The sequence below is a fragment of the Streptomyces sp. NPDC102258 genome, assembly GCF_055584685.1.
In genome coordinates this window covers 1-20,704 of sequence record NZ_JBVJLO010000018.1, presented here as the reverse complement: position 1 = coordinate 20,704, position 20,704 = coordinate 1, and the positions used below count along the sequence as shown (strand labels likewise).

The 20,704-nt window shown below is 71.6% G+C and carries 23 protein-coding genes; 16 read left to right on the top strand and 7 right to left on the bottom strand.

Annotated elements, in window-relative coordinates; translation table 11 throughout:
* Positions 1–35: 35 nt before the first annotated feature.
* The 3 genes from fabG to ACZ6ZT_RS26255 all read left to right on the top strand — a co-directional run bounded on the left by fabG (position 36) and on the right by ACZ6ZT_RS26255 (position 2,173).
* Entirely contained in the window at positions 36–755 is a 720-nt protein-coding gene (gene fabG, locus ACZ6ZT_RS26265; protein ID WP_469722383.1) for a 3-oxoacyl-[acyl-carrier-protein] reductase, read from the top strand.
* Positions 756–759: 4 nt separating this feature from the next.
* On the top strand, positions 760–1,530 hold the full coding sequence (gene fabI / locus ACZ6ZT_RS26260; protein WP_469722382.1) for an enoyl-ACP reductase FabI: 771 nt from the start codon (positions 760–762) through the stop codon (positions 1,528–1,530).
* Between the two features lie 211 nt (positions 1,531–1,741).
* A complete protein-coding gene (locus tag ACZ6ZT_RS26255) occupies positions 1,742–2,173 on the top strand; it encodes a hypothetical protein (RefSeq protein ID WP_469722381.1) in 432 nt (143 codons plus the stop codon).
* 10 nt (positions 2,174–2,183) lie between these two features.
* Here the strand turns inward: ACZ6ZT_RS26255 and ACZ6ZT_RS26250 are convergent, their stop codons facing one another.
* Entirely contained in the window at positions 2,184–2,861 is a 678-nt protein-coding gene (locus ACZ6ZT_RS26250) for a FadR/GntR family transcriptional regulator (RefSeq protein WP_469722380.1), read from the bottom strand.
* Positions 2,862–2,924: 63 nt separating this feature from the next.
* On the opposite strand from ACZ6ZT_RS26250, the gene ACZ6ZT_RS26245 reads away from it, so the two are divergent.
* From ACZ6ZT_RS26245 to ACZ6ZT_RS26230, 4 genes are all read left to right on the top strand, one after another.
* A complete protein-coding gene (locus tag ACZ6ZT_RS26245) occupies positions 2,925–4,214 on the top strand; it encodes a CynX/NimT family MFS transporter (protein ID WP_469722379.1) in 1,290 nt (429 codons plus the stop codon).
* Between the two features lie 5 nt (positions 4,215–4,219).
* Complete coding sequence (locus ACZ6ZT_RS26240; RefSeq protein WP_469722378.1) at positions 4,220–4,339, top strand: SGM_5486 family transporter-associated protein; 120 nt, start codon at positions 4,220–4,222, stop codon at positions 4,337–4,339.
* A gap of 166 nt (positions 4,340–4,505) precedes the next feature.
* On the top strand, positions 4,506–4,724 hold the full coding sequence (locus ACZ6ZT_RS26235) for a hypothetical protein (RefSeq protein WP_469722377.1): 219 nt from the start codon (positions 4,506–4,508) through the stop codon (positions 4,722–4,724).
* A gap of 88 nt (positions 4,725–4,812) precedes the next feature.
* Positions 4,813–5,334, top strand: a complete 522-nt coding sequence (locus tag ACZ6ZT_RS26230) for a SixA phosphatase family protein (protein ID WP_469722376.1) — start codon at positions 4,813–4,815, stop codon at positions 5,332–5,334.
* Between the two features lie 101 nt (positions 5,335–5,435).
* Here ACZ6ZT_RS26230 and serB read toward each other — a convergent pair whose 3' ends face one another.
* Positions 5,436–6,635 carry a phosphoserine phosphatase SerB gene (gene serB / locus ACZ6ZT_RS26225; protein WP_469722375.1) on the bottom strand — a complete coding sequence of 400 codons (1,200 nt, stop codon included), beginning with the start codon at positions 6,633–6,635 and terminating at the stop codon, positions 5,436–5,438.
* A gap of 290 nt (positions 6,636–6,925) precedes the next feature.
* Between serB and ACZ6ZT_RS26220 the strand changes: the two genes are divergently transcribed.
* Complete coding sequence (locus ACZ6ZT_RS26220) at positions 6,926–9,451, top strand: ABC transporter ATP-binding protein/permease (protein WP_469722374.1); 2,526 nt, start codon at positions 6,926–6,928, stop codon at positions 9,449–9,451.
* A 108-nt stretch (positions 9,452–9,559) separates the two neighbouring features.
* Here the strand turns inward: ACZ6ZT_RS26220 and ACZ6ZT_RS26215 are convergent, their stop codons facing one another.
* Positions 9,560–10,219: a transglycosylase SLT domain-containing protein gene (locus tag ACZ6ZT_RS26215; RefSeq protein ID WP_469722373.1), complete on the bottom strand. Its 660-nt coding sequence runs from the start codon at positions 10,217–10,219 to the stop codon at positions 9,560–9,562.
* A 498-nt stretch (positions 10,220–10,717) separates the two neighbouring features.
* Here ACZ6ZT_RS26215 and ACZ6ZT_RS26210 point away from each other — a divergent pair, with 498 nt between their 5' ends.
* From ACZ6ZT_RS26210 to ACZ6ZT_RS26200, 3 genes are all read left to right on the top strand, one after another.
* Positions 10,718–11,866 carry a GAF domain-containing sensor histidine kinase gene (locus tag ACZ6ZT_RS26210; RefSeq protein ID WP_469722372.1) on the top strand — a complete coding sequence of 383 codons (1,149 nt, stop codon included), beginning with the start codon at positions 10,718–10,720 and terminating at the stop codon, positions 11,864–11,866.
* The gene (locus ACZ6ZT_RS26205; protein ID WP_469722371.1) at positions 11,859–12,512 is read left to right on the top strand and encodes a response regulator; all 654 of its coding nucleotides are present in this window, start codon (positions 11,859–11,861) and stop codon (positions 12,510–12,512) included. Before ACZ6ZT_RS26210 ends, ACZ6ZT_RS26205 begins: the two co-directional genes overlap by 8 nt.
* A 151-nt stretch (positions 12,513–12,663) precedes the next feature.
* Positions 12,664–12,909 (top strand): chaplin family protein, encoded by a 246-nt coding sequence (locus tag ACZ6ZT_RS26200; protein WP_469722529.1) that lies wholly within the window; start codon positions 12,664–12,666, stop codon positions 12,907–12,909.
* A gap of 450 nt (positions 12,910–13,359) precedes the next feature.
* Here the strand turns inward: ACZ6ZT_RS26200 and ACZ6ZT_RS26195 are convergent, their stop codons facing one another.
* The gene (locus ACZ6ZT_RS26195) at positions 13,360–14,133 is read right to left on the bottom strand and encodes a hypothetical protein (protein ID WP_469722370.1); all 774 of its coding nucleotides are present in this window, start codon (positions 14,131–14,133) and stop codon (positions 13,360–13,362) included.
* Positions 14,134–14,268: 135 nt separating this feature from the next.
* On the opposite strand from ACZ6ZT_RS26195, the gene ACZ6ZT_RS26190 reads away from it, so the two are divergent.
* The 4 genes from ACZ6ZT_RS26190 (at position 14,269) to ACZ6ZT_RS26175 (ending at position 17,485) form a co-directional block, all read left to right on the top strand.
* Positions 14,269–15,069 (top strand): ABC transporter ATP-binding protein, encoded by an 801-nt coding sequence (locus ACZ6ZT_RS26190; RefSeq protein WP_469722369.1) that lies wholly within the window; start codon positions 14,269–14,271, stop codon positions 15,067–15,069.
* 58 nt (positions 15,070–15,127) lie between these two features.
* Entirely contained in the window at positions 15,128–15,556 is a 429-nt protein-coding gene (locus ACZ6ZT_RS26185; RefSeq protein ID WP_469722368.1) for an NfeD family protein, read from the top strand.
* Positions 15,557–15,640: 84 nt separating this feature from the next.
* Positions 15,641–16,612, top strand: a complete 972-nt coding sequence (locus ACZ6ZT_RS26180) for an SPFH domain-containing protein (protein WP_469722367.1) — start codon at positions 15,641–15,643, stop codon at positions 16,610–16,612.
* A 102-nt stretch (positions 16,613–16,714) separates the two neighbouring features.
* On the top strand, positions 16,715–17,485 hold the full coding sequence (locus tag ACZ6ZT_RS26175; protein ID WP_469722528.1) for a sulfite exporter TauE/SafE family protein: 771 nt from the start codon (positions 16,715–16,717) through the stop codon (positions 17,483–17,485).
* Between the two features lie 39 nt (positions 17,486–17,524).
* Here the strand turns inward: ACZ6ZT_RS26175 and ACZ6ZT_RS26170 are convergent, their stop codons facing one another.
* The 3 genes from ACZ6ZT_RS26170 to ACZ6ZT_RS26160 form a co-directional block, all read right to left on the bottom strand.
* Complete coding sequence (locus ACZ6ZT_RS26170) at positions 17,525–18,028, bottom strand: HNH endonuclease (RefSeq protein ID WP_469722366.1); 504 nt, start codon at positions 18,026–18,028, stop codon at positions 17,525–17,527.
* A 149-nt stretch (positions 18,029–18,177) separates the two neighbouring features.
* Positions 18,178–18,711 (bottom strand): YbhB/YbcL family Raf kinase inhibitor-like protein, encoded by a 534-nt coding sequence (locus tag ACZ6ZT_RS26165; RefSeq protein WP_469722365.1) that lies wholly within the window; start codon positions 18,709–18,711, stop codon positions 18,178–18,180.
* A gap of 38 nt (positions 18,712–18,749) precedes the next feature.
* On the bottom strand, positions 18,750–19,532 hold the full coding sequence (locus ACZ6ZT_RS26160; protein ID WP_469722364.1) for a sporulation protein: 783 nt from the start codon (positions 19,530–19,532) through the stop codon (positions 18,750–18,752).
* Positions 19,533–19,631: 99 nt separating this feature from the next.
* Here ACZ6ZT_RS26160 and ACZ6ZT_RS26155 point away from each other — a divergent pair, with 99 nt between their 5' ends.
* The gene (locus ACZ6ZT_RS26155; RefSeq protein WP_469722363.1) at positions 19,632–20,273 is read left to right on the top strand and encodes a DNA-3-methyladenine glycosylase; all 642 of its coding nucleotides are present in this window, start codon (positions 19,632–19,634) and stop codon (positions 20,271–20,273) included.
* The last annotated feature ends 431 nt before the right edge of the window (positions 20,274–20,704 follow it).

The window sequence follows — 20,704 nt, the reverse complement described above, 5'->3', positions numbered from 1 at the left end:
TTTGGTATTCAGACAGCTAGCGAAAGGGTGATCCGTTGAGCCGCTCGGTTCTCGTCACCGGAGGTAACCGGGGCATCGGCCTCGCCATCGCCCGAGCCTTCGCCCAGGCCGGCGACAAGGTCGCGATCACGTACCGCTCGGGAGAGCCGCCGCAGGAGCTCACGGAGCTGGGCGTGCTGGCCGTGCGCTGCGACATCACCGACAACGAGCAGGTGGAGCAGGCCTACAAGGAGGTGGAAGCCAAGCACGGCAACGTCGAGGTGCTGGTGGCCAACGCCGGCGTCACCAAGGACACGCTGCTCATGCGCATGTCCGAGGAGGACTTCACCTCCGTCGTCGACACCAACCTCACGGGCACCTTCCGCGTCGTCAAGCGCGCCAACCGCGGCATGCTCCGGGCGAAGAAGGGCCGCGTCGTCCTGATCTCCTCGGTCGTGGGCCTGCTGGGCTCGGCCGGCCAGGCCAACTACGCCGCCTCGAAGGCCGCGCTGGTGGGCTTCGCCCGCTCCCTCGCCCGCGAGCTGGGCTCCCGCAACATCACCTTCAACGTGGTCGCCCCCGGTTTCGTGGACACCGACATGACGAAGGTGCTCACCGACGAGCAGCGCGCCGCCATCGTCGGTCAGGTGCCCCTCGCCCGCTACGCGCGGCCCGAGGAGATCGCGGCGGCCGTGAGCTTCCTGGCGTCCGACGACGCCGCGTACATCACCGGAGCCGTCATTCCCGTTGACGGCGGATTGGGCATGGGTCACTGATCACATGAGCGGAATTCTCGACGGCAAGCGCATCCTCATCACCGGGGTGCTGATGGAGTCCTCCATCGCCTTCCACACCGCCCGCCTGGCCCAGGAGCAGGGCGCCGAGGTCATCCTCACCGCCTTCCCGCGGCCGACGCTGACCGAGCGCATCGCGCGCAAGCTCCCCAAGCCCGTGAAGGTCATCGAGCTCGACGTCACCAATGACGAGCACCTGGCGCGCCTGGAGGGCCTCGTCCGCGACGAGCTGGGCGGCCTCGACGGCGTCGTCCACTCCATCGGCTTCGCGCCGCAGGACGCGCTGGGCGGCAACTTCCTCAACACCCCGTTCGAGTCGGTGGCCACCGCCATGCACGTCTCGGCGTTCTCGCTGAAGTCGCTGACGATGGCCTGCAAGCCGCTGTTCCCGCACGAGGGCGCGGCCGTCGTCGGCCTCACCTTCGACGCGCAGTTCGCCTGGCCGCAGTACGACTGGATGGGCCCGGCCAAGGCCGCGCTGGAAGCCACCAGCCGCTACCTCGCCCGCGACCTGGGCAAGGAGAACATCCGCTGCAACCTGGTCTCGGCCGGTCCGATCGGCTCGATGGCCGCGAAGTCCATCCCGGGCTTCGGCGAGCTGGCGGAGGTCTGGAACTCCCGCTCCATGCTGGAGTGGGACATGAGCGACCCGGAGCCGGCGGGCAAGGGCGTCGTCGCCCTGCTGTCGGACTGGTTCCCGAAGACCACGGGCGAGATCGTCCACGTCGACGGCGGCCTGCACGCGATGGGTGCCTGACCGGCGTCCGCGTCCGTACGGCGGTGGCCGCGCCTCCCTCTCCGGGAGGCGCGGCCACCGCCGTTTCCGCGCTCAGGGGCCGGGGGACGGGACGTCGTTCGATCAGATTTTCGCCGCCTGACCGGATCTTCTCGATTCGAAAACCGGGACAGATGCCTGCAAACTGACCACGTCGGGATCTTCCCGGCTGCTTCGGGGAGGAGGTACGGGCGTGCGCGCGAGGCCGAGCCGAGCGGTATCCCTGCTGGTCACCTCCGTGGTCCTGACCGGCCTCGTGATCCCGGGAGCCACCGCGCAGGCCGGCGGCCCGGAGCCCGGAGCGGGCCCCGAAGCCGCGGCCCCGGCCGTCGTCGACCTCGCCGACATCCCGGCCGAGCCCCCCGTACGGCCCCCTCCCGCCGCGCCTCCCGAGCTCTACGGCGCCGACTGCGACACCGAGATCGAGGGCTCCGAGGTCATCGCGTACTGCCACAACGGCTACCCGGAGACCGACCTGCTCCGCCTCCACGTGGAATGCGAGCGCTGGTGGGACCTGGACGCCGACACCACGGCCGTGCCCCTGGACCCGGCCGGGCGGATCCGGCTCACCGGGCGCTGCTGGAAAGAGGTCCGTACGGCCTGGGTGAGCCACCAGCGGCCCTGAGGCCGGCCGTTCAGCGGCGGCGCCTGCCCAGGCAGACGTACGGGTAGCCGGCCGCCTCCGAGGCCGCCGTGTCCCCGTCCCCGCGCCGGATCGCCTCGATCAGGCGGGCGTGGTCCAGGTGGTCGGCCGGGTCCAGCACGGCGCCGACGTCCGCCCGCAGCCAGTCCGCCACCAGGTCGGCCAGGTCCGCGTACAGCTCGATCAGCACCTCGTTGTGCGAGGCCGTCACCACCGCCATGTGCAGCCCGACGTCCGCCGCGACGAACAGGTCCGTGTCCCCGCTCGCCCACGCCTCCTCGCGCCGCGCCAGCAGCGCGTCCAGCTGGACGAGGTCCCGCTCGGTGCGCCGCTCGGCGGCCAGCCGGGCCCCCGACGACTCCAGCGTCGAACGCAGCTCGGCGATGTGCCGGGGATCGGCTCCGGAGAAGCGGCGGTGCATCACCCCGGCCAGCTCGCTGGTGGCGATCACGTAGGTGCCCGAACCCTGGCGGATGTCCAGCAGCCCGTTGTGCGCGAGCGCGCGGACGGCCTCCCGCACCGTGTTGCGGGCCACCCCCAGCAGTTCCACCAGCTCCGGCTCGGTCGGGATCCGGCCCCCCACCGGCCACTCCCCGGAGGTGATCTGGTTCCGCAGCTGGGCGATCACCTGATCGACGAGGGCGGATCGCCGGGGCGAGGTCAGCGGCATGGGGGGAAGGTCCTCTCTGGGACGACTGGACAACCAATCATCCCATGATTCTATGATGGTTCAATGTCCGACGAAGAAATCCGCACCATGAACCGCCCCACGGCCGTGCGCAGCTCCGCCCACGCGCCGCTCCCCGCCTCCCCGCACGTCGCCCCCACGTGGCTGGGTCCGGTGCTGATCGTCGGAATCGTGCTGGCCGCCCTCAACCTGCGGCCCGCCATCACCAGCCTCGGCGCCCTCTTCGAGGAGACCCGCACCGGCCTCCACATGAGCGGCACCGTCGCCGGACTCATCACCTCCGTCCCGGCCCTCTGCTTCGCCGTCTTCGGCGTCACCGCGCCCCGCCTCTCGCGCCGCTTCGGCCCCGCCGCCGTCGTCTGCGCCGGCATGGCCGCCGTCGCCGCGGGCCTGCTGATCCGCCCCTTCGCGGACAGCGCCGTCGGCTTCCTCGCGGCCAGCGCCCTGTCCCTGGCCGGCATAGCCCTGACCAACGTGCTGCTGCCGGTCATCGTCAAGCGCTGGTTCCCCGACCGAGTCGGCACCATGACCGGCCTCTACTCCATGGCCCTGGCCGCCGGCACCTCCCTCGCCGCCGCCGTCACCGTCCCGCTGACCTCCGCCCTCGGCGGCAGCTGGCGCGGCGGGCTGCTGGTCTGGGCCGTCCTCGCGCTGGCCGCCGTACTGCCCTGGCTGCCCATCGCCGCCGCCGGACGCCGCGAGAAGGCCGCCGCGCCCGCCACCGCCGTACGCGAGGACGCGGGCCCCTCCGTCATCCGCAGCCGCACCGCCTGGGCGCTCGCCTGCTACTTCGGCCTCCAGGCCACCGGTGCCTACGTCACCATGGGCTGGCTCCCGCAGATCTTCCGCGACGCCGGGGTCTCCGCCTCCACCGCCGGCGTGCTGCTCGCCGTCACCATGGTCATGGGCGTGCCGCTGGCCTTCGTCATCCCCCGCCTCGCCGGACGCATGCGCCACCAGGGCCCCATCGCCGTCACCCTCGGCCTGTTCGGCTTCGCCGGCTACCTCGGGCTCTACCTCGCGCCGGCCGGCGGAGCCTGGGCCTGGGCCCTGCTGCTGGGCGTCTCCAACTGCGCCTTCCCCCTGGTCATCACCATGATCGGGCTGCGCGCCAAGTCCCCGGCCGGGGTCGTCAAGCTCTCCGCCTTCGCCCAGAGCACCGGCTACCTGATCTCCATCCCCGGGCCCCTCGTCATCGGCACCCTCTACCAGCACAGCGGCGGCTGGGACCTGCCGCTGGCCGTGATGGCCGCCCTGCTCGTCCCGCAGATCGTCCTCGGCGTCCTCGCGGGCCGGGACCGCACGATCGAGGACGAATGCGGCATGCGAGACTGACCGGCATGTCGCCCGTACTCGAACCGAACCCCCAGGACGGCCACAAGAAGCTCGGCCTCGTGCTGGGCGCGATGCTGCTCGTGACCGTCGTCATCGCCGTCATCGCCACCCTCGCCTCCCCCTGAGCCGTCGCCCCGGACCGGCCCCCGCACCCCGGTGGTGGGGTTACCCCCCCATCCCCTAGGGGGCCGGGTTCAGGGTCGACTGGGGTGTGCCCCCGATGGGAAACGCCGCCTCGGATCCCTAGATTCGAGGGAGCGAGCCCGTCCCAGCACACCCCCGGAGGCGGCCATGTCGGCCCCCACGCACTTCCCCCCGGCCCGTCGACGCCGTCCCTCGGCCCACGCCGGAGCCGACGCCCGGCTGCACTGGTGGGCCCTCGCGCTGCCCGCGCTCGCCTTCGGGCTCCTGCTGCTGCTCCTCGCGGGCTCGGGCGAGGTCCACGCGGCCGCCACAGACGATGCCGGGCTGCTCCACATGAGTCGGGAACTGCTGCGCGCCGTGGGCTGACCCGCCCCCCGACGGGGCACCCCCCCGGCCGGGCGCGAGCCCCCAACGCCCCGCGCCCCGTGGCGCCTTTCGTGGGAAGCTGGGAGTCATGAGCGCCGACACACCCCGCAGGATCGCCCTCCTCCGGCACGCCAAGGCCGACTGGCCCGATGTGTCCGACCACGACCGCCCGCTGGCGGAACGCGGCCGTAAGGACGCGCCGGCCGCCGGACTGAAGCTGGCCGAGACCGGCATCGACTTCGACCTGGCCCTCTGCTCCACCGCCGTCCGCACCCGGGAGACGTGGAAGCTCGCCGTCCAGGCCCTCCCGCACCGGCCGCGGACCTCGTACGAGGAACGGCTCTACGAGGCTTCGCCGGGCGAGCTCATCGCCCTGCTGAACGAGACCCCCGACGAGGTCGCGAACCTCCTCGTCATCGGCCACAACCCGGGCATGCACGCCCTCGCCGACGCCCTCACCGGGCGGGCGGAGGGCGACGCCCTGGCGCGGATGTCCCGTACGGGCTTCCCGACCGCCGCGCTGGCCGTCCTCTCCTTCACCGGAACGTGGAAGTCCGTCGAGCACGGCGTGGGCACGCTGCTGGACTTCTGGACCCCCAAGGAGCACTGACCGCGCCGCCCGCGCCCGCGCCCCGGGGACGACGGACGCCCGGCCGGGGAGCCCGGCCGGGCGTGGGGGAGCGGTGGCGGTCGGGGCGGCTGTCTTCGGCCTCAGGCCAGGTCGGCCGCTTCCACTTCCTCGCGGGTGATGCCGAGCAGGTACAGCACCGCGTCCAGGAACGGCACGTTCACCGCGGTGTGCGCCGCCTCGCGGACCACCGGCTTGGCGTTGAAGGCCACGCCCAGCCCGGCCGCGTTCAGCATGTCCAGGTCGTTGGCACCGTCGCCGATCGCCACCGTCTGCGCCAGCGGCACCCCCGCCTCGGCCGCGAAACGGCGCAGCAGGCGGGCCTTGCCGGCCCGGTCCACGATCTCGCCGGTGACCTTGCCGGTCAGCTTCCCGTCGACGATCTCCAGCGTGTTCGCCGAGGCGAAGTCCAGCCCGAGCCGCTCGCGCAGGTCGTCCGTCACCTGCGTGAAGCCGCCCGAGACCACGCCGACCTGGTAGCCGAGCGTCTTCAGCGTCCGGATCAGGGTCCGGGCCCCCGGGGTCAGCCGCACCTCGGCGCGGACCTTGTCCACGACCGACGCGTCCAGCCCCGCGAGCAGTGCCACCCGGGCGTGCAGGGACTGCTCGAAGTCCAGCTCCCCGCGCATCGCCCGCTCGGTCACCTCGGCGACCTCGGCCTCACAGCCGGCGTGGGCCGCGAACAGCTCGATGACCTCGTCCTGGATCAGGGTGGAGTCCACGTCCATCACGACGAGCCGCTGCGCACGGCGGTGCAGGCCCGCCGACACCACGGCCACGTCGACGCCGATCTGCGCGGCGGTGGTGGCGAGGGCGGTGCGCAGCGGCCCCGTCTCGACGCCCGAGACGGCGAACTCGACCGCCGTCACCGGATACTTCGCGAGCCGGAAGATGCGGTCGATGTTGCCGCCGGTCCGGGTGATCCGGGCGGCGATGATGGCGGTGGACTCGGCGGTGAGCGGGTTGCCGAGCACGGTGACGTGTGAACGGCCGCTGCCGCGCGGCCGGTTGTCACCGGTGCCGGAGAGGATCTCCGCCTGGAGCTTGAGCGACTCGGCCCAGCTGTGGACGGTGGCCCGCAGCTCGCCCTCGACGCCGGAGCCGGGCTTGGTGACGAGGGCGCACAGGACGATGCGGCCGCGGGTGACGACCTGCTCGATGTCGACGACATCGACGGAGTAGGCGGCGAGGGTGTCGAACAGCCCGGCGGTGATCCCGGGACGGTCCTTGCCGAAGATCTTGACGAGGAGGGTGGGGACGTCGGAGGTCTGCGAAGCGCTCATGGTCCCCTCACCGTATCTTCCCCACCCCCCGCACCGGAGCCCCGTCCCACCCCTCAGACGCCTGCGGCCCCACCCTGCCCTCTGGTCGTTACCGGCCGGTACGTGGCCGGGCGGCCGGCCGAGACGTCCCCTATCGCACTCTCCGGGTGGCTTTCACCCCCGCCGGCGGACAGCGCGGAAGGCCCCGATTCCACATGTGGCCGCGGGCCTGAAATAGTTCCCCCGGATGTTCGCCATCCCTAGACTCCCTGGCATCAGGGGGATTCTCGGGGGACTTAAGTGGGGCTGGAGTGCCGGAACTCGTACTGGAATTGAACGGAAGGACCTGGACGCTCGATCCGTCCAGGTCGTACTCGCTGGGGCGCGACCCCCAGGGTGACGTGGTGGTCGACGACGCCCGGGTGTCGTGGCGGCACGCCACCATCAGCTGGAACGGGCGGGGTTGGGTCATCGAGGACCACGGCAGCACCAACGGCACGTACGTGCACGGTGCCCGGGTCCAGCAGAGCGACCTCGTGCCCGACACGCCGGTCCACCTGGGCAACGCGACCGACGGTCCGCGGCTGAATCCGAGCGGTGCGGGCGCCGCCGCGGCGGCGCCGCAGCCGGCCTACCAGGCCCCGGCGCAGGCGCAGGCGCACGCGCAGCAGCAGGCCCCGGCCTACCAGGCTCCGGTGCAGCAACAGCCGCAGCAGCCCGCCTGGGACCAGCAGCCGCAGCAGCACCAGCAGCACCAGCCGTACGTGCCGCCCCAGCAGCAGCACCCCGGCCAGCCGCACGCGCAGCCCGCCGCCCCCGCCCACGGCGGTGACCGCAGCCCGACGACGTTCCACCAGATCGCCGTCGGCCGCGTCATGCGCATCGGCCGCGCCCTGGAGAACGAGCTCGTCGTCTCCGACCTCCAGGTCTCCCGCCACCACGCGGAGTTCCGCTCCACCGGCGGACGCTTCGAGATCCACGACCTCGGCAGCCACAACGGCACCTACGTCAACGGCCAGCCGCTCCCCAAGTCCGGCACCGCGCTGCTCGGCCCGAACGACATCGTCGGCGTCGGCCACTCCACCTTCCGGATCGTCGGCGACCGCCTTGAGGAGTTCGTCGACACCGGTGACGTCTCCTTCTCGGCCCGCCACCTCACCGTCACCGTCGACGGCGGCAAGCAGATCCTCAAGGACGTCACCTTCGGCGTCCCCGAGAAGTCGCTGATCGGCGTCATCGGCCCCTCCGGCTCGGGCAAGTCCACCCTGCTCAAGGCGCTCACCGGCTACCGGCCCGCCGACCAGGGCGACGTCCTCTACGACAACCGCAACCTGTACAAGCAGTTCGCGGAGCTCCGCCAGCGCATCGGCCTGGTCCCGCAGGACGACATCCTGCACAAGGAGCTGAAGGTCCGCACGGCCCTCAAGTACGCGGCCAAGCTCCGCTTCCCCGGCGACACCGCCGAGGCCGAGCGCGCCGCCCGCGTCGACGAGGTGCTGCGCGAGCTCAAGCTCGACATCCACAAGGACAAGAAGATCACCGCGCTCTCGGGCGGGCAGCGCAAGCGCGTCTCCGTGGCCCTGGAGCTGCTCACCAAGCCCTCGCTGATCTTCCTGGACGAGCCCACCTCCGGCCTCGACCCGGGCATGGACCGCGACGTCATGCAGCTGCTGCGCGGCCTCGCCGACGACGGCCGCACCGTCCTCGTCGTCACCCACTCCGTCGCCGAGCTGGCGCTGTGCGACAAGCTGCTGGTCATGGCCCCGGGCGGGTCCGTCGCCTACTTCGGCCCGCCGGACGAGGCGCTGAACTTCTTCGGCTACACCACCTGGGCCGACGTGTTCTCCGCCTTCGAGAACTACCGCGAGTACGACTGGGCCGGCCGCTGGAAGGGCTCACAGCACTACCAGCTCTACGCCGCCGACCTCGACGCGGTCGCCCCGCAGCCGGTCGCGATGCCGACCCCGCAGCAGATGAACCCGCCGAAGCCGCAGGGCTGGGGCTCGCAGCTGTGGACGCTGATCCGCCGCTACGTCTCGGTGATCGCCTCCGACAAGGGCTTCCTGGCCCTCATGGTGCTGCTGCCCGCGGTCCTCGGCATCGTCTCCACGGTGATCCCCGCGAAGTTCGGCCTGGCTCCGCCGACCCCGCCGAGCCGCTTCAACGGCGACGCCGGCACGATCATGCTGATCCTCGCGGTCGGCATGTGCTTCTCCGGCGCCGCGAACTCGGTCCGCGAGCTGATCAAGGAACGCGTCATCTACGAACGTGAGCGCGCGACCGGCCTGTCCCGGTCCGCGTACCTCATGTCGAAGGTGATCGTCCTCGGCGTGATCACGATCATCCAGGGCGTGATCATCTGCGCCATCGGCTTCACCCCGCGCAAGCTGCCCGCCGAAGGCCTGCTCATGCCCCCGGCCGTCGAGCTGTGCATCTCGGTGAGCGCCCTCGGCCTCACCGCGATGATGTTCGGCCTCGTCATCTCCTCGCTGGTGAAGACCGCCGAGAAGACCATGCCGCTGCTCGTCATGTTCGCGATCATCCAGGTCGTCTTCACCGGCATCCTGTTCCAGCTGTACGACAAGATCGGCCTGGAGCAGTTCGCCTACCTGATGCCGTCCCGCTGGTCCGTCGCCGCGGCCGGCACCACGCTGAACCTCGGCAAGCTCATGGCGCCGTGGGACCCCGAGAACCCCACCAACACCGACCCGCTGTGGGACCCCACCGCCGGCCAGTGGTTCCTGGACGTCTCCGTCCTCCTGCTGCTCGGCGTCCTCTGCGGCTTCGCGGTGGCCCGCCTGCTGCGCCGCCACGAGCCCGAGGTCATGCGCAAGTAGCGCCCCGGCCCCCGTACGAAACGCCTCAGGGCGGCACCCGGATCACCGGGGGCCGCCCTGAGGCGCATGGGGGGTCTGGGCGCGAGGACGTCAGGCCGTCGCGAAGGCTCAGTAGGCGCTGTTGACGTTGTCCATCGAGCCGTAGCGGTCGGCGGCGTAGTTGCACGCGGCGACGATGTTCGCGACCGGGTCGTACAGGTCGAACTTCGTGCCCTTGACGTGGTACGCGGCGAACGTCGGCTGGATGACCTGGAGCAGGCCCTTCGACGGGATGCCGTTGCGGGCGTTGATGTCCCAGTTGTTGATCGCGCGGGGGTTGCCGCTCGACTCGCGCATGATGTTCTTGTGGATGCCGGCGTACGTGCCCGGGATGCCCTCCTTCTTCATGATGAAGAGGGCTTCCTTGATCCAGCCGTCCAGGTTGTTCGCGAAGACCGGGGTGCGGACGGCGGACCGGCTGGCCGCGGCCTTCTGCTCACGGGCCTTCTTCGCCTGCGCCTCGGCCTGCGCCTTCGCGGCGTCCTTGGCCTTCTGGTCGGCGACGGCCGTCTGCGCGGTCAGGTTCTGCTTCACCGACTGCGTCCAGGCCACGGGGGCCACGTTCACGACCGTCTCGGGCCGCGCCTGGGCGGCGGCGGCGCCGTCGGCAGCGCCGGCGGGGACGAGGGTGAGGGCGAGTGCGGCGGCGCCGAGCGTGGCGACACCGGCGATGGACAGCTTGTGTGCCTTCGTCAGACGACTGTGACCGGGAGTGCTGGAAGCAGACATGGCGGGGGCAACCTCTTCGACGGGGGCACCCCCGAGGATCTGGGGGCGGTGGCCGCAGGAAAGCGCCGCGTGGATCCGGGATCCGCGGGGCGCTCGGTGCGACGTCGACATTCTTAGCTCCGGCAAAAACCCCTGGCAAAGGTGTGACGTACGATCCCGCTTAGTGGATCAGGCCCTGCGACCGACGCCCGGATCGGCACCCCGGCGCTAGGCGGGACCGAACTGACAAGGCCTTTATCTATCCACTAGGCAGCTTCGTAAGTGATGTGCGTCCTATGCCCGGGCTCACATCGGCCCCATAACGGTCTGACCCAGAGTTGCGACCGCAACGCAATGCGTGACGCTTCTCGGCCGTAAGGAGGAGGCGCGGCCCCGCAGGCCTCGTCCCCAGGGCAGAGAAAGCCCCCGCGGCCTCCCGCCCCAGACGGACCGCCTCCGGCCCCAGACCTACGTCTCGGGCCCGATCCCGCAGGTCAGGGCCGCCGGTACGGTGAATCCATGCACCACGGACCCCCCACGGGACTGGCGGCCGTCAGCAGCGCGCTGCTCGCCATGAGCCGGCGCCTGGAGGTCCACGACGTCCTGCGCACGATCGTCGCCTCTGCCCGCGAACTGCTCGACGCCGAATACGCGGCCCTCGGCGTCCCCGACGACCACGGCGGCTTCGCCCAGTTCGTCGTGGACGGCGTCAGCGAGGAACAGTGGCGCCGCATCGGCCCCCTGCCCCGCCAGCACGGCATCCTCGCCGCGATGCTCCACCACGACGCCCCCGAACGACTGGCCGACGTACGCCGGGACCCCCGCTTCGGGGGCTGGCCCGCCGCCCACCCCGAGATGTCCGACTTCCTCGGCCTGCCCATCCGCGACGGCGAGGAGACCCTCGGCGCCCTCTTCCTCGCCAACAAGCGCCCCGGCGCCCACGGCGGCCCGGGCGGGTTCACCGACGAGGACGAGGAGCTCCTCTCCCTCCTCGCCCAGCACGCCGCCATAGCCCTCACCAACGCCCGCCTCTACGAACGCAGCCGCGAGCTCACCATCGCCGAGGAGCGCTCCCGGCTCGCCCACGAGCTGCACGACGCCGTCAGCCAGAAGCTGTTCTCCCTGCGCCTCACCGCCCAGGCCGCCGCCACCCTCGTCGACCGCGACCCCGACCGCGCCAAGGACGAGCTCCACCAGGTCGCCGTCCTGGCCGCCGAGGCCGCCGACGAGCTGCGCGCCGCCGTGACCGAGCTGCGGCCCGCCGCGCTCGACGAAGACGGCCTCGTCGCCACCCTGCGCAACCACGTCCGCGTCCTGGACCGCGCCCACACCGCCGCCGTCACCTTCGCCTGTGACGGCGTACGGGCCCTGCCCGCGGCCCAGGAGGAGGCGCTGCTCCGCGTCGCCCAGGAGGCCCTCCACAACGCCCTGCGCCACTCCGGCGCCGACCGGGTCGAGGTCACCCTCGCCCGGACCCCCGCCGGCGGCGCCGTCCTGCGCGTGCGCGACGGCGGCCGCGGCTTCTCCCCCTCCGCCGTCCGCACCGCGGGCCGCCACCTCGGGCTCGTCTCCATGCGGGACCGGGCGAGCGGGGCCGGAGGCCGGCTGGAGGTCCGCTCCGCGCCCGGCGAGGGCGCCACGATCGAGATGGAGGTCCCCGGTGCCTGACACCCCCGGCCGTCACCGCATCCGCGTCCTGCTGGTCGACGACCACCAGGTGGTCCGGCGCGGCCTGCGCACCTTCCTGGAGGTGCAGGAGGACATCGAGGTGGTCGGCGAGGCCGCGGACGGGGAGGAGGGCCTCGCCCGCGCCGAGGAACTGCGGCCCGACGTGATCCTCATGGACGTCAAGATGCCGGGCACCGACGGCATCGAGGCCCTGCGGCGGCTGCGGCAGCTGGCCAACCCGGCCCGCGTCCTCATCGTCACCAGCTTCACCGAGCACCGGACGGTGGTCCCCGCCCTGCGGGCCGGCGCGGCCGGCTACGTACACAAGGACATCGACCCCGACGCCCTCGCGGGCGCCATCCGCTCCGTGCACGCCGGGCACGTCCTGCTCCAGCCGGAGGTCGCCGAGGCCCTGCTCGCGGCCCAGGACGACCAGCCGTCGGGCCGCCCGGGCGCGCTGACCGACCGCGAGCGCGAGGTCCTCGGCCTCATCGCGGACGGCCGCGCCAACCGGGAGATCGCCCGGGCCCTCGTCCTCTCCGAGAAGACGGTCAAGACGCACGTGTCGAACATCCTGATGAAGCTCGACCTTTCCGACCGCACCCAGGCCGCGTTGTGGGCGGTCAGACACGGCCTGGCGGACTGAGGGGGAGGGAGCCGGAGCGACAATCCGCTGAACGGAGATTCATACGACCGGGTGTATGTAGCCCACATGGCGTATCCCGGCGGGCCGGGGAGCCGTTCTTCCTCACGTGCCGCGGCGGCTGGTCGCGGCAGACGTACTGGAGGACGAGAACGTGAAGAACTTCAAGAAGGCCGCAGCCGCCACCATGATCGCGGGCGGCCTCCTCGCCGCCGGCGCGGGTGTCTCCTCGGCGCACGGCGGTGCGTTCGCGGAGGGCGAGGCCCAGAACTCGCCCGGCGTGGCCTCCGGGAACCTGCTCCAGGTCCCCGTCAACGTCCCGGTGAACGTCGTCGGCAACACCGTCAACGTGATCGGCCTGCTCAACGGCGCCTTCGGCAACACCGGCGTCAACGCCTGACACCCCCCACGGCCCCGCCTCCCCCCTCTCCCCGGGGAAGCGGGGCCGCGGCACGCCCTACCGGGCCCCGCGTATCCAGCCCCGCCGGTTTCCCTGGGGAAGCGACGCCGCGGCACGCCCTATCCAGCTCCAGCCCCGCCGCTCTCCCCGGTAAGCGGGGCCGCGGCGCCCCCTATCCAGCCTCGCCGCTCTCCCCGCTAGGCGGGGCCGCAGCGCCCCTCATCCAGCCCCGCCGGCGTTTGAGGCGCGGGGCCTGGGGCGGAGCCCCAGAAGGCCCGGGCGCAGCCGGGGCGCCGACTGTGCCCCCTATCCAGCCCCGTCGGCGTTTGAGGCGCGGGGTCTGGGGCGGAGCCCCAGGAAGCCCGGGCGCAGCCCGGGGCCGCCCGAGGGCGCCGCACGGACCGACGCCCCCCGCAGGGCCCACGGCCGGGCCCCCACAACCGCCGGAGGCTACCGCTCCTCCACCGCCGAGTTGTACGCCGCCACCAGCGCCCTCCGCGCCACCCGCTCCACGGGCCGCAAGGCCTCGGCCCGCGCCGCCATCTCCGAGGCGGCCACCGCACCCCCGTGCCCGTTCTCGTACGCCAGGGACACCATCAGGTCCACCCGCTGCGCCAGCGCCAGCACCCGCACCGCCCGCGGCGGATAACCCGGCGCCAGCGCCTCCCGCCCCGCCTCAGCCCGCGCCCGGTACGCCGCCAGCGCCGCCTCCGCGACCGGACCCGACCCCGCCACGTCCAGCCGGGTCAGCACCACCGTCGCCTCCCGCAGGGCCTCCGCCAGCTCCCGCTCCGCCTCCCCGAGCGAGGGCACGTCCGCCGGCGGGGCCTCCCGCACCGGCAGGCAGTGCCACACCACCGAGACGTGGACGTCACCCGCCGGGCCCGCCTCCGTGACCTCCGGCACCAGCCCCAGCGCCGCGCCCACGCACACCACGGCCTCCTCGGCCTCCAGCGCCCGCGCGTTGAACTCCGGCGGCCCGCTCAGCCCCAGCGGATGCCCCGGCGCCGGCAGCGCCACCCGCAGACCGGCCGCCCCCAGCGCCCGCAGCCGCCCCAGGGCCAGCGTGAGCCCGACCGGCCCCGCCTCCCCCGGCAGCCCGGCCACCCGGTGCACGGCGTCCTCGCCCACGATCGACAGCGCGGCCTCGTCGGGCGAGACCAGACCGGCCAGCAGAGCGTTCCCCCAGGCGGCCAGCCGCCCTGAACGTGGTTCGAAAAGCATCCCCCCACTTTACGGATCCGCCCCCGCGCCCGGCCTGGCGCCCGGAGCCCTCCGGGAGTGGCGTAGGTTTTCCTCCGGGGCTGCGCCTTCCGGCGCACACAGAGAACCGTGACTGCAAGGGGTGACAACACGCTCATGAGCGATGTTCTGGAGCTGGTGGACGTATCCGTGGTCCGCGAGGGCCGGGCTCTGGTGGACCAGGTCTCCTGGTCGGTGAAGGAGGGGGAGCGCTGGGTGATCCTCGGCCCCAACGGCGCCGGCAAGACCACGCTGCTGAACCTCGCCTCCAGCTACCTCTTCCCCACCAAGGGCTCCGCCACCATCCTCGGCAGCACCCTCGGCAAGCCCGGCGCCGACGTCTTCGAACTGCGCCCGCGCATCGGCGTCGCCGGCATCGCGCTCGCCGACAAGCTCCCGAAGCGGCAGACCGTCCTGCAGACCGTGCTCACCGCCGCCTACGGCATGACCGCGACCTGGCAGGAGGAGTACGAGGACGTCGACGAGCAGCGCGCCCGCGCCTTCCTCGACCGCCTCGGCATGAGCGACTACCTCGACCGCAAGTTCGGCACCCTCTCCGAGGGCGAGCGCAAGCGCACCCTGATCGCCCGCGCCCTGATGACCGACCCCGAGCTGCTCCTCCTCGACGAGCCCGCCGCCGGCCTCGACCTCGGCGGCCGCGAGGACCTCGTACGCCGTCTCGGCCGCCTCGCCCGCGACCCCCTGGCTCCGTCGATGGTCATGGTCACGCACCACGTCGAGGAGATCGCCCCCGGCTTCACGCACGTCCTGATGATCCGCCAGGGCAAGGTCGTCACCGCCGGTCCCATCGACCTGGAACTGACCTCCCGCAACCTCTCCCTCTGCTTCGGCCTCCCGCTCGTCGTCGAACGCAACGAGCACGACCGCTGGACGGCCCAGGGCCTGCCGCTGCGCTGAGCGCGGAGCCCCCGACGCCCCCTGTCCGGACCGTGCCCGGCGGATCTACCATGACCATGTGGACATCGACGCATGGGTGTGGTGGCTCATCGGCGCGGTCGGACTGGGCATCCCCCTCGTCCTGACCGCCATGCCGGAGTTCGGCATGTTCGCCCTCGGCGCGGTCGCGGCCGCCGTCACGGCGGCCCTCGGCGGGGGAGCGGTGGCCCAGGTCCTGGTCTTCGTCCTCGTCTCGGTCGCGCTGATCGCCGTCGTCCGGCCGATCGCCAACCGCCACCGCGACCAGCGGCCCCAACACCGCAGCGGCATCGACGCGTTGAAGGGCCGCAGCGCCCTCGTCCTCGAACGCGTCGACGGCCGCGGGGGCCGCATCAAGCTCGCCGGCGAGATCTGGTCCGCCCGCACGCTCGACGCGGACAGCAGCTTCGAGCCCGGCCAGTCCGTGGACGTGGTGGAGATCGACGGGGCGACCGCCGTCGTGATGTGACAACCAGCCTGCTCGTGAGCCCCGGGTCTGCGAGACTCCGGTCAACGGGGCAGCACAGACAGCCGGAAGGGCACGGGGAACCGCATGCAACCGATCATCATCGTCCTGATCATCCTGGTGGTTCTGGTCTTCATCGCCCTGGTCAAGACGATCCAGGTGATCCCGCAGGCCAGCGCCGCCATCGTCGAGCGGTTCGGCCGCTACACCCGCACCCTCAACGCGGGCCTCAACATCGTCGTCCCGTTCATCGACTCGATCCGCAACCGGATCGACCTGCGTGAACAGGTCGTCCCGTTCCCGCCGCAGCCGGTCATCACGCAGGACAACCTGGTCGTCAACATCGACACCGTCATCTACTACCAGGTGACCGACGCCCGCGCCGCCACGTACGAGGTGGCCAGCTACATCCAGGCCATCGAGCAGCTCACCGTCACCACCCTGCGCAACATCATCGGCGGCATGGACCTGGAGCGGACCCTGACCTCCCGCGAGGAGATCAACGCAGCGCTGCGCGGCGTCCTCGACGAGGCCACCGGCAAGTGGGGCATCCGCGTCAACCGCGTCGAGCTCAAGGCCATCGAGCCGCCGACCTCCATCCAGGACTCGATGGAGAAGCAGATGCGCGCCGACCGCGACAAGCGCGCCGCGATCCTCCAGGCCGAAGGTGTCCGCCAGTCCGAGATCCTGCGCGCCGAAGGTGAGAAGCAGTCCTCCATCCTGCGCGCCGAAGGTGACGCCAAGGCCGCCGCCCTGCGCGCCGAGGGCGAGGCCCAGGCCATCCGTACGGTCTTCGAGTCGATCCACGCCGGCGACGCCGACCAGAAGCTCCTCGCCTACCAGTACCTCCAGATGCTCCCGAAGATCGCCGAGGGCGACGCCAACAAGCTCTGGATCGTGCCCAGCGAGATCGGCGACGCACTCAAGGGCCTCTCCGGCGCCATGGGCAACTTCGGCCCCATGGGCGGCGGTCCGGGCGGCTTCAACCCCCAGGGCGGCAAGGGCGGCGCCGACGCCGACAAGGGCGCCGACCGCCGGGAACAGCCCCCCATCGACTGACGCGGCCCGCCCCTGATGCATGATCGGTGAGACCCCTCGACCTTCATGGCGGGGAGGCGACCCACTCACGCAAAGGGGATGGCTCCGTCCATGTCCATGTCCATGTCCCTCTGGGAATCACTCGCGGTCCTCGCCGCCGGCATCGGCGCCGGAACGATCAACACCATCGTCGGCTCCGGCACCCTCATCACCTTCCCGGTGCTGCTCGCCACCGGGCTGACCCCGGTCACCGCGAACGTGTCCAACACCCTCGGCCTGGTGCCCGGCTCCCTCAGCGGAGCCTTCGGCTACCGCAAGGAACTCCGCGGCCAGGGCCGCCGCGTCCTGCGCCTCGGCGCGGTCTCCCTCGTCGGCGGCCTCGCCGGCGCCGTCCTGCTCCTCACCCTGCCGTCGGACTCCTTCGACACGATCGTGCCCGTCCTCATCGGCCTGGCCCTCGTCCTCGTCGTCCTCCAGCCCCGCCTCGCCGCGGCCCTGCGCCGCCGCCAGGAAGCCGCCGGAGCCGGCACGGGCCACGACGACGGCGGCCCGGTCCTGCTCACCGGCATGCTGCTCTCCAGCGCGTACGGGGGTTACTTCGGCGCCGCGCAGGGCGTGCTCTACCTCGGCCTCATGGGACTCTTCCTCCACGAGGACCTGCAACGCATCAACGCCGTCAAGAACGTCGTCGCCGCCCTCGTCAACGGCATCGCGGCCGTCTTCTTCCTCTTCGTCGCCGACTTCGACTGGACCGCCGTCCTCCTCATCGCCGTCGGCTCCACCATCGGCGGCCAGATCGGCGCCAAGATCGGCCGGCGCCTCCCGCCGACCGTCCTGCGCGGCATCATCGTGACCGTCGGAATCCTCGCGATCGTCCAGCTCCTGCTCCGCTGAACGACGTACCGGGGATACGTCGCCCAGCGGACCGGTCCCTCAGGCGGTACGCCCCAACCACTCGGGCAGCGCCTCCTGCACACCCACCCCCAGGGCCAGCAGCATCGCGTCCGCCGGCGACGGCACGAAGGGCTTGCGCAGCAGCGGCATCCCCGCTTCCTCCGGAGTCCGCGCCGCCTTGCGGTGGTTGTCCTCGGCGCAGGAGGCCACCGTGTTCAGCCACGTGTCCCCACCACCCTGCGCCCGCGGAAGTACGTGGTCCACGGTCGTCGCGCGCTTCCCGCAGTACGCGCACCGGTGTTGGTCCCGGACCAACACCCCCCTCCGCGACCAGGGAGCGTGTCTTCGGAAGGGCACCCGTACGTAGCGGCAGAGCCTGATCACCCGGGGCATCGGCAACTCCATGGTGGCCGCACGCACACGCAGCTCGGGATGCGACTGCTCGACCACGGCCTTGTCCTGGAGCACCAGGACCACGGCCCGGTTCAGCGTCACCGTCGACAGCGGCTCGAAGCTCGCGTTCAGCACCAGCGTGTCCCGCATCTCGCCCACCTCCCGTGTGCAGGCCCGCGACCACACCGGCAGCAGGGCCCGCGACCACTCTGGCCGCGCGCGCCACGCGGGACAACGCAATAAAAATGCCCGGTGCTGGCCGTCTTTAGACCAGGACCGGGCAAACGCTCGGAGAACGATCAACCCTCGGGCGAGGCGTACTCACCGATCAGCTGGGCCCGCCCGAGCGTGTGGAAGCGCAGATTGAATCCCACCACCGCCGGCGAGGCGTCCGCGTCGGGACCCAGCTTCTCCTGGTCCACCGCGTACACCGTGAACACGTACCGGTGCCGCTCCCCGGCCGGCGGAGCCGCCCCGCCGAAGTCACGGCTGCCGTAGTCGTTGCGCGCGTGCACCGCCCCGGCGGGCAGCCCCTCGAACTTCCCGCTGCCCGCACCGGCCGGCAGCTCGGTCACCGAGACCGGCAGATCGAAGAGCACCCAGTGCCAGAAGCCACTGCCCGTCGGCGCGTCCGGGTCGAAGCACGTCACCGCGAAGCTCTTGGTCCCCTCGGGGAAGCCCTCCCAGCGCAGGTGCGGCGACTCGTTCCCGCCCGACTGGACCTGGGCATCGCCCAGCTCCGCCCCGTGGGCCACATCCGCACTGGTCACCGTGAAGGACCGCACCTCCGGATGGAAATCGTGCGGAAGGGGCGCCCTGTTCTGCTCGGCCACTGCTGTACCTCCTGATCGGAAACCCGTACGGGCCGAGCCTAGAACCAGTTGCGCTGCGAACCGACCGACGCGATCCACTGGTTCAGGTACGCGGCCCAGTCCGTTCCCTCGTACGACTGCAGCCCCACCTGGAAGCAGCGGTAGGTGTCACTGCCCTCGCTGAACAGGCCCGGCTTCTTGTCCATCTCCAGGACGACGTCCATCTCCCGGCCGTCCGAGACGAAGGTCAGCTCCACCTGGTTCAGCCCCCGGTACTGCGACGGCGGCAGGAACTCGATCTCCTGGTAGAACGGCAGCGTCTGCCGCGTCCCGCGGATGTGCCCGCGCTCCATGTCCGCACTGCGGAAGGAGAAGCCCAGCTGCCGGAACGCGTCCAGGATCGCCTGCTGCGCCGGCACCGGGTGCACGTTGATCGCGTCCAGGTCGCCCGCGTCCACCGCCCGCGCGATCTCCAGCTCGGTGCTCACCCCGATGTTCATCCCGTGCAGGTGCTGACCACCGAAGTGGGTGATCGGCGTCTCCGCCGGGATCTCCAGCCCGAAGGGCACCACGTGCAGCGCGCCGGCCTGGACCTGGAAGGCACCGCCGAGACGCTGCTTGGTGAAGACGATGTCCTGCTTGTACTCGTTGTCGCCGCCCTCCACCTCCACCCGCGCCTGCAGGCCGACGGACAGCCCCTCGATCTGCTGCTCCACGGACCCGCCCTGGATCCGGACCTCGCCCTGGACGATCCCGCCCGGCACGACGTTCGGCTCGGTGATGACCGTGTCCACCGAGGCACCACCGGCCCCCAGACTCGCGAACAGCTTCCTGAACCCCATGCTCAATCTCCCCTGATACAGCTCTAAGGACTACGTCTTACCAACGCGGAACCTTAGGCCCCCGGTTGCCCGGCCGCCGGTTCCGTTACGCTCGACCGGATGAGCGCGCGACCCGACCGTACGCCCCTGGCCCGGTCCTTCTTCGACCGCCCGGTCCTCACCGTGGCCCCCGACCTCCTCGGCCGCACCCTGGTCCGCCGTACCCCGGACGGCCCCCTGGAGCTACGCATCACCGAGGTGGAGGCGTACGAGGGCCAGGCCGACCCCGGCTCCCACGCCTACCGCGGCCGCACGGCCCGCAACGCGTCGATGTTCGGGCCGCCCGGACACGCGTACGTCTACTTCATCTACGGCATGTGGTTCAGCCTCAACCTGGTGTGCGGACCGCCCGACCACGCGAGCGGCGTACTGATCCGCGCGGGGGAGGTGACGGTGGGCGCCGACCTGGCCGCCAAACGCCGACTTACGGCCAGAAACCCTCACGAACTGGCCAAGGGTCCGGCCCGTCTGGCCACGGCCCTGGACGTGGACCGCTCCCTCGACGGCACCGACCTGTGCGCGGGCCCCGACTCCCCCCTCTCTCTCCTCACGGGCACTTCCACCCCGCCCGACCTGGTGAGCAACGGCCCCCGCACCGGAGTCGGCGGCGCCGGAGCCGCCCACCCGTACCGCTACTGGATCACCGGTGACCCCACGGTGAGCCCGTACCGCGCCCACGCACCACGCCGCCGCGCAACTTGACTCGGCCGTGCCGGACGCCTAACGTAGCCCGAGCCACTTGAACGGGGCACTGCCTTCGCAGACCCCCGGAGCGGCCAATCCACTACCTACGACGCACCCCTGGCGGGGTCTCATTCGGCACGCCCGAATTCCCCGCCCATCGGCCCGATTATGAGCCGGAAGGGGAAAGCGCTAACGTAGCGGAGCGCCGAAAGGCACAGACCCTCCAACGGTCACCGAATTCAATTCCAAGCCGGAAACGGCATGGAAATGATCTGGTAAGGTTGGAATCGCCGGAAAGGGAAACGCGAAAGCGAAGAACCCGGAAAGCAAGCGCGAAAGACTCTGATAGAGTCGGAAACGCAAGAACAGAACGAAAGCCCGGAGGAAAGCCCGCGAGGGTGAGTACAAAGGAAGCGTCCGTTCCTTGAGAACTCAACAGCGTGCCAAAA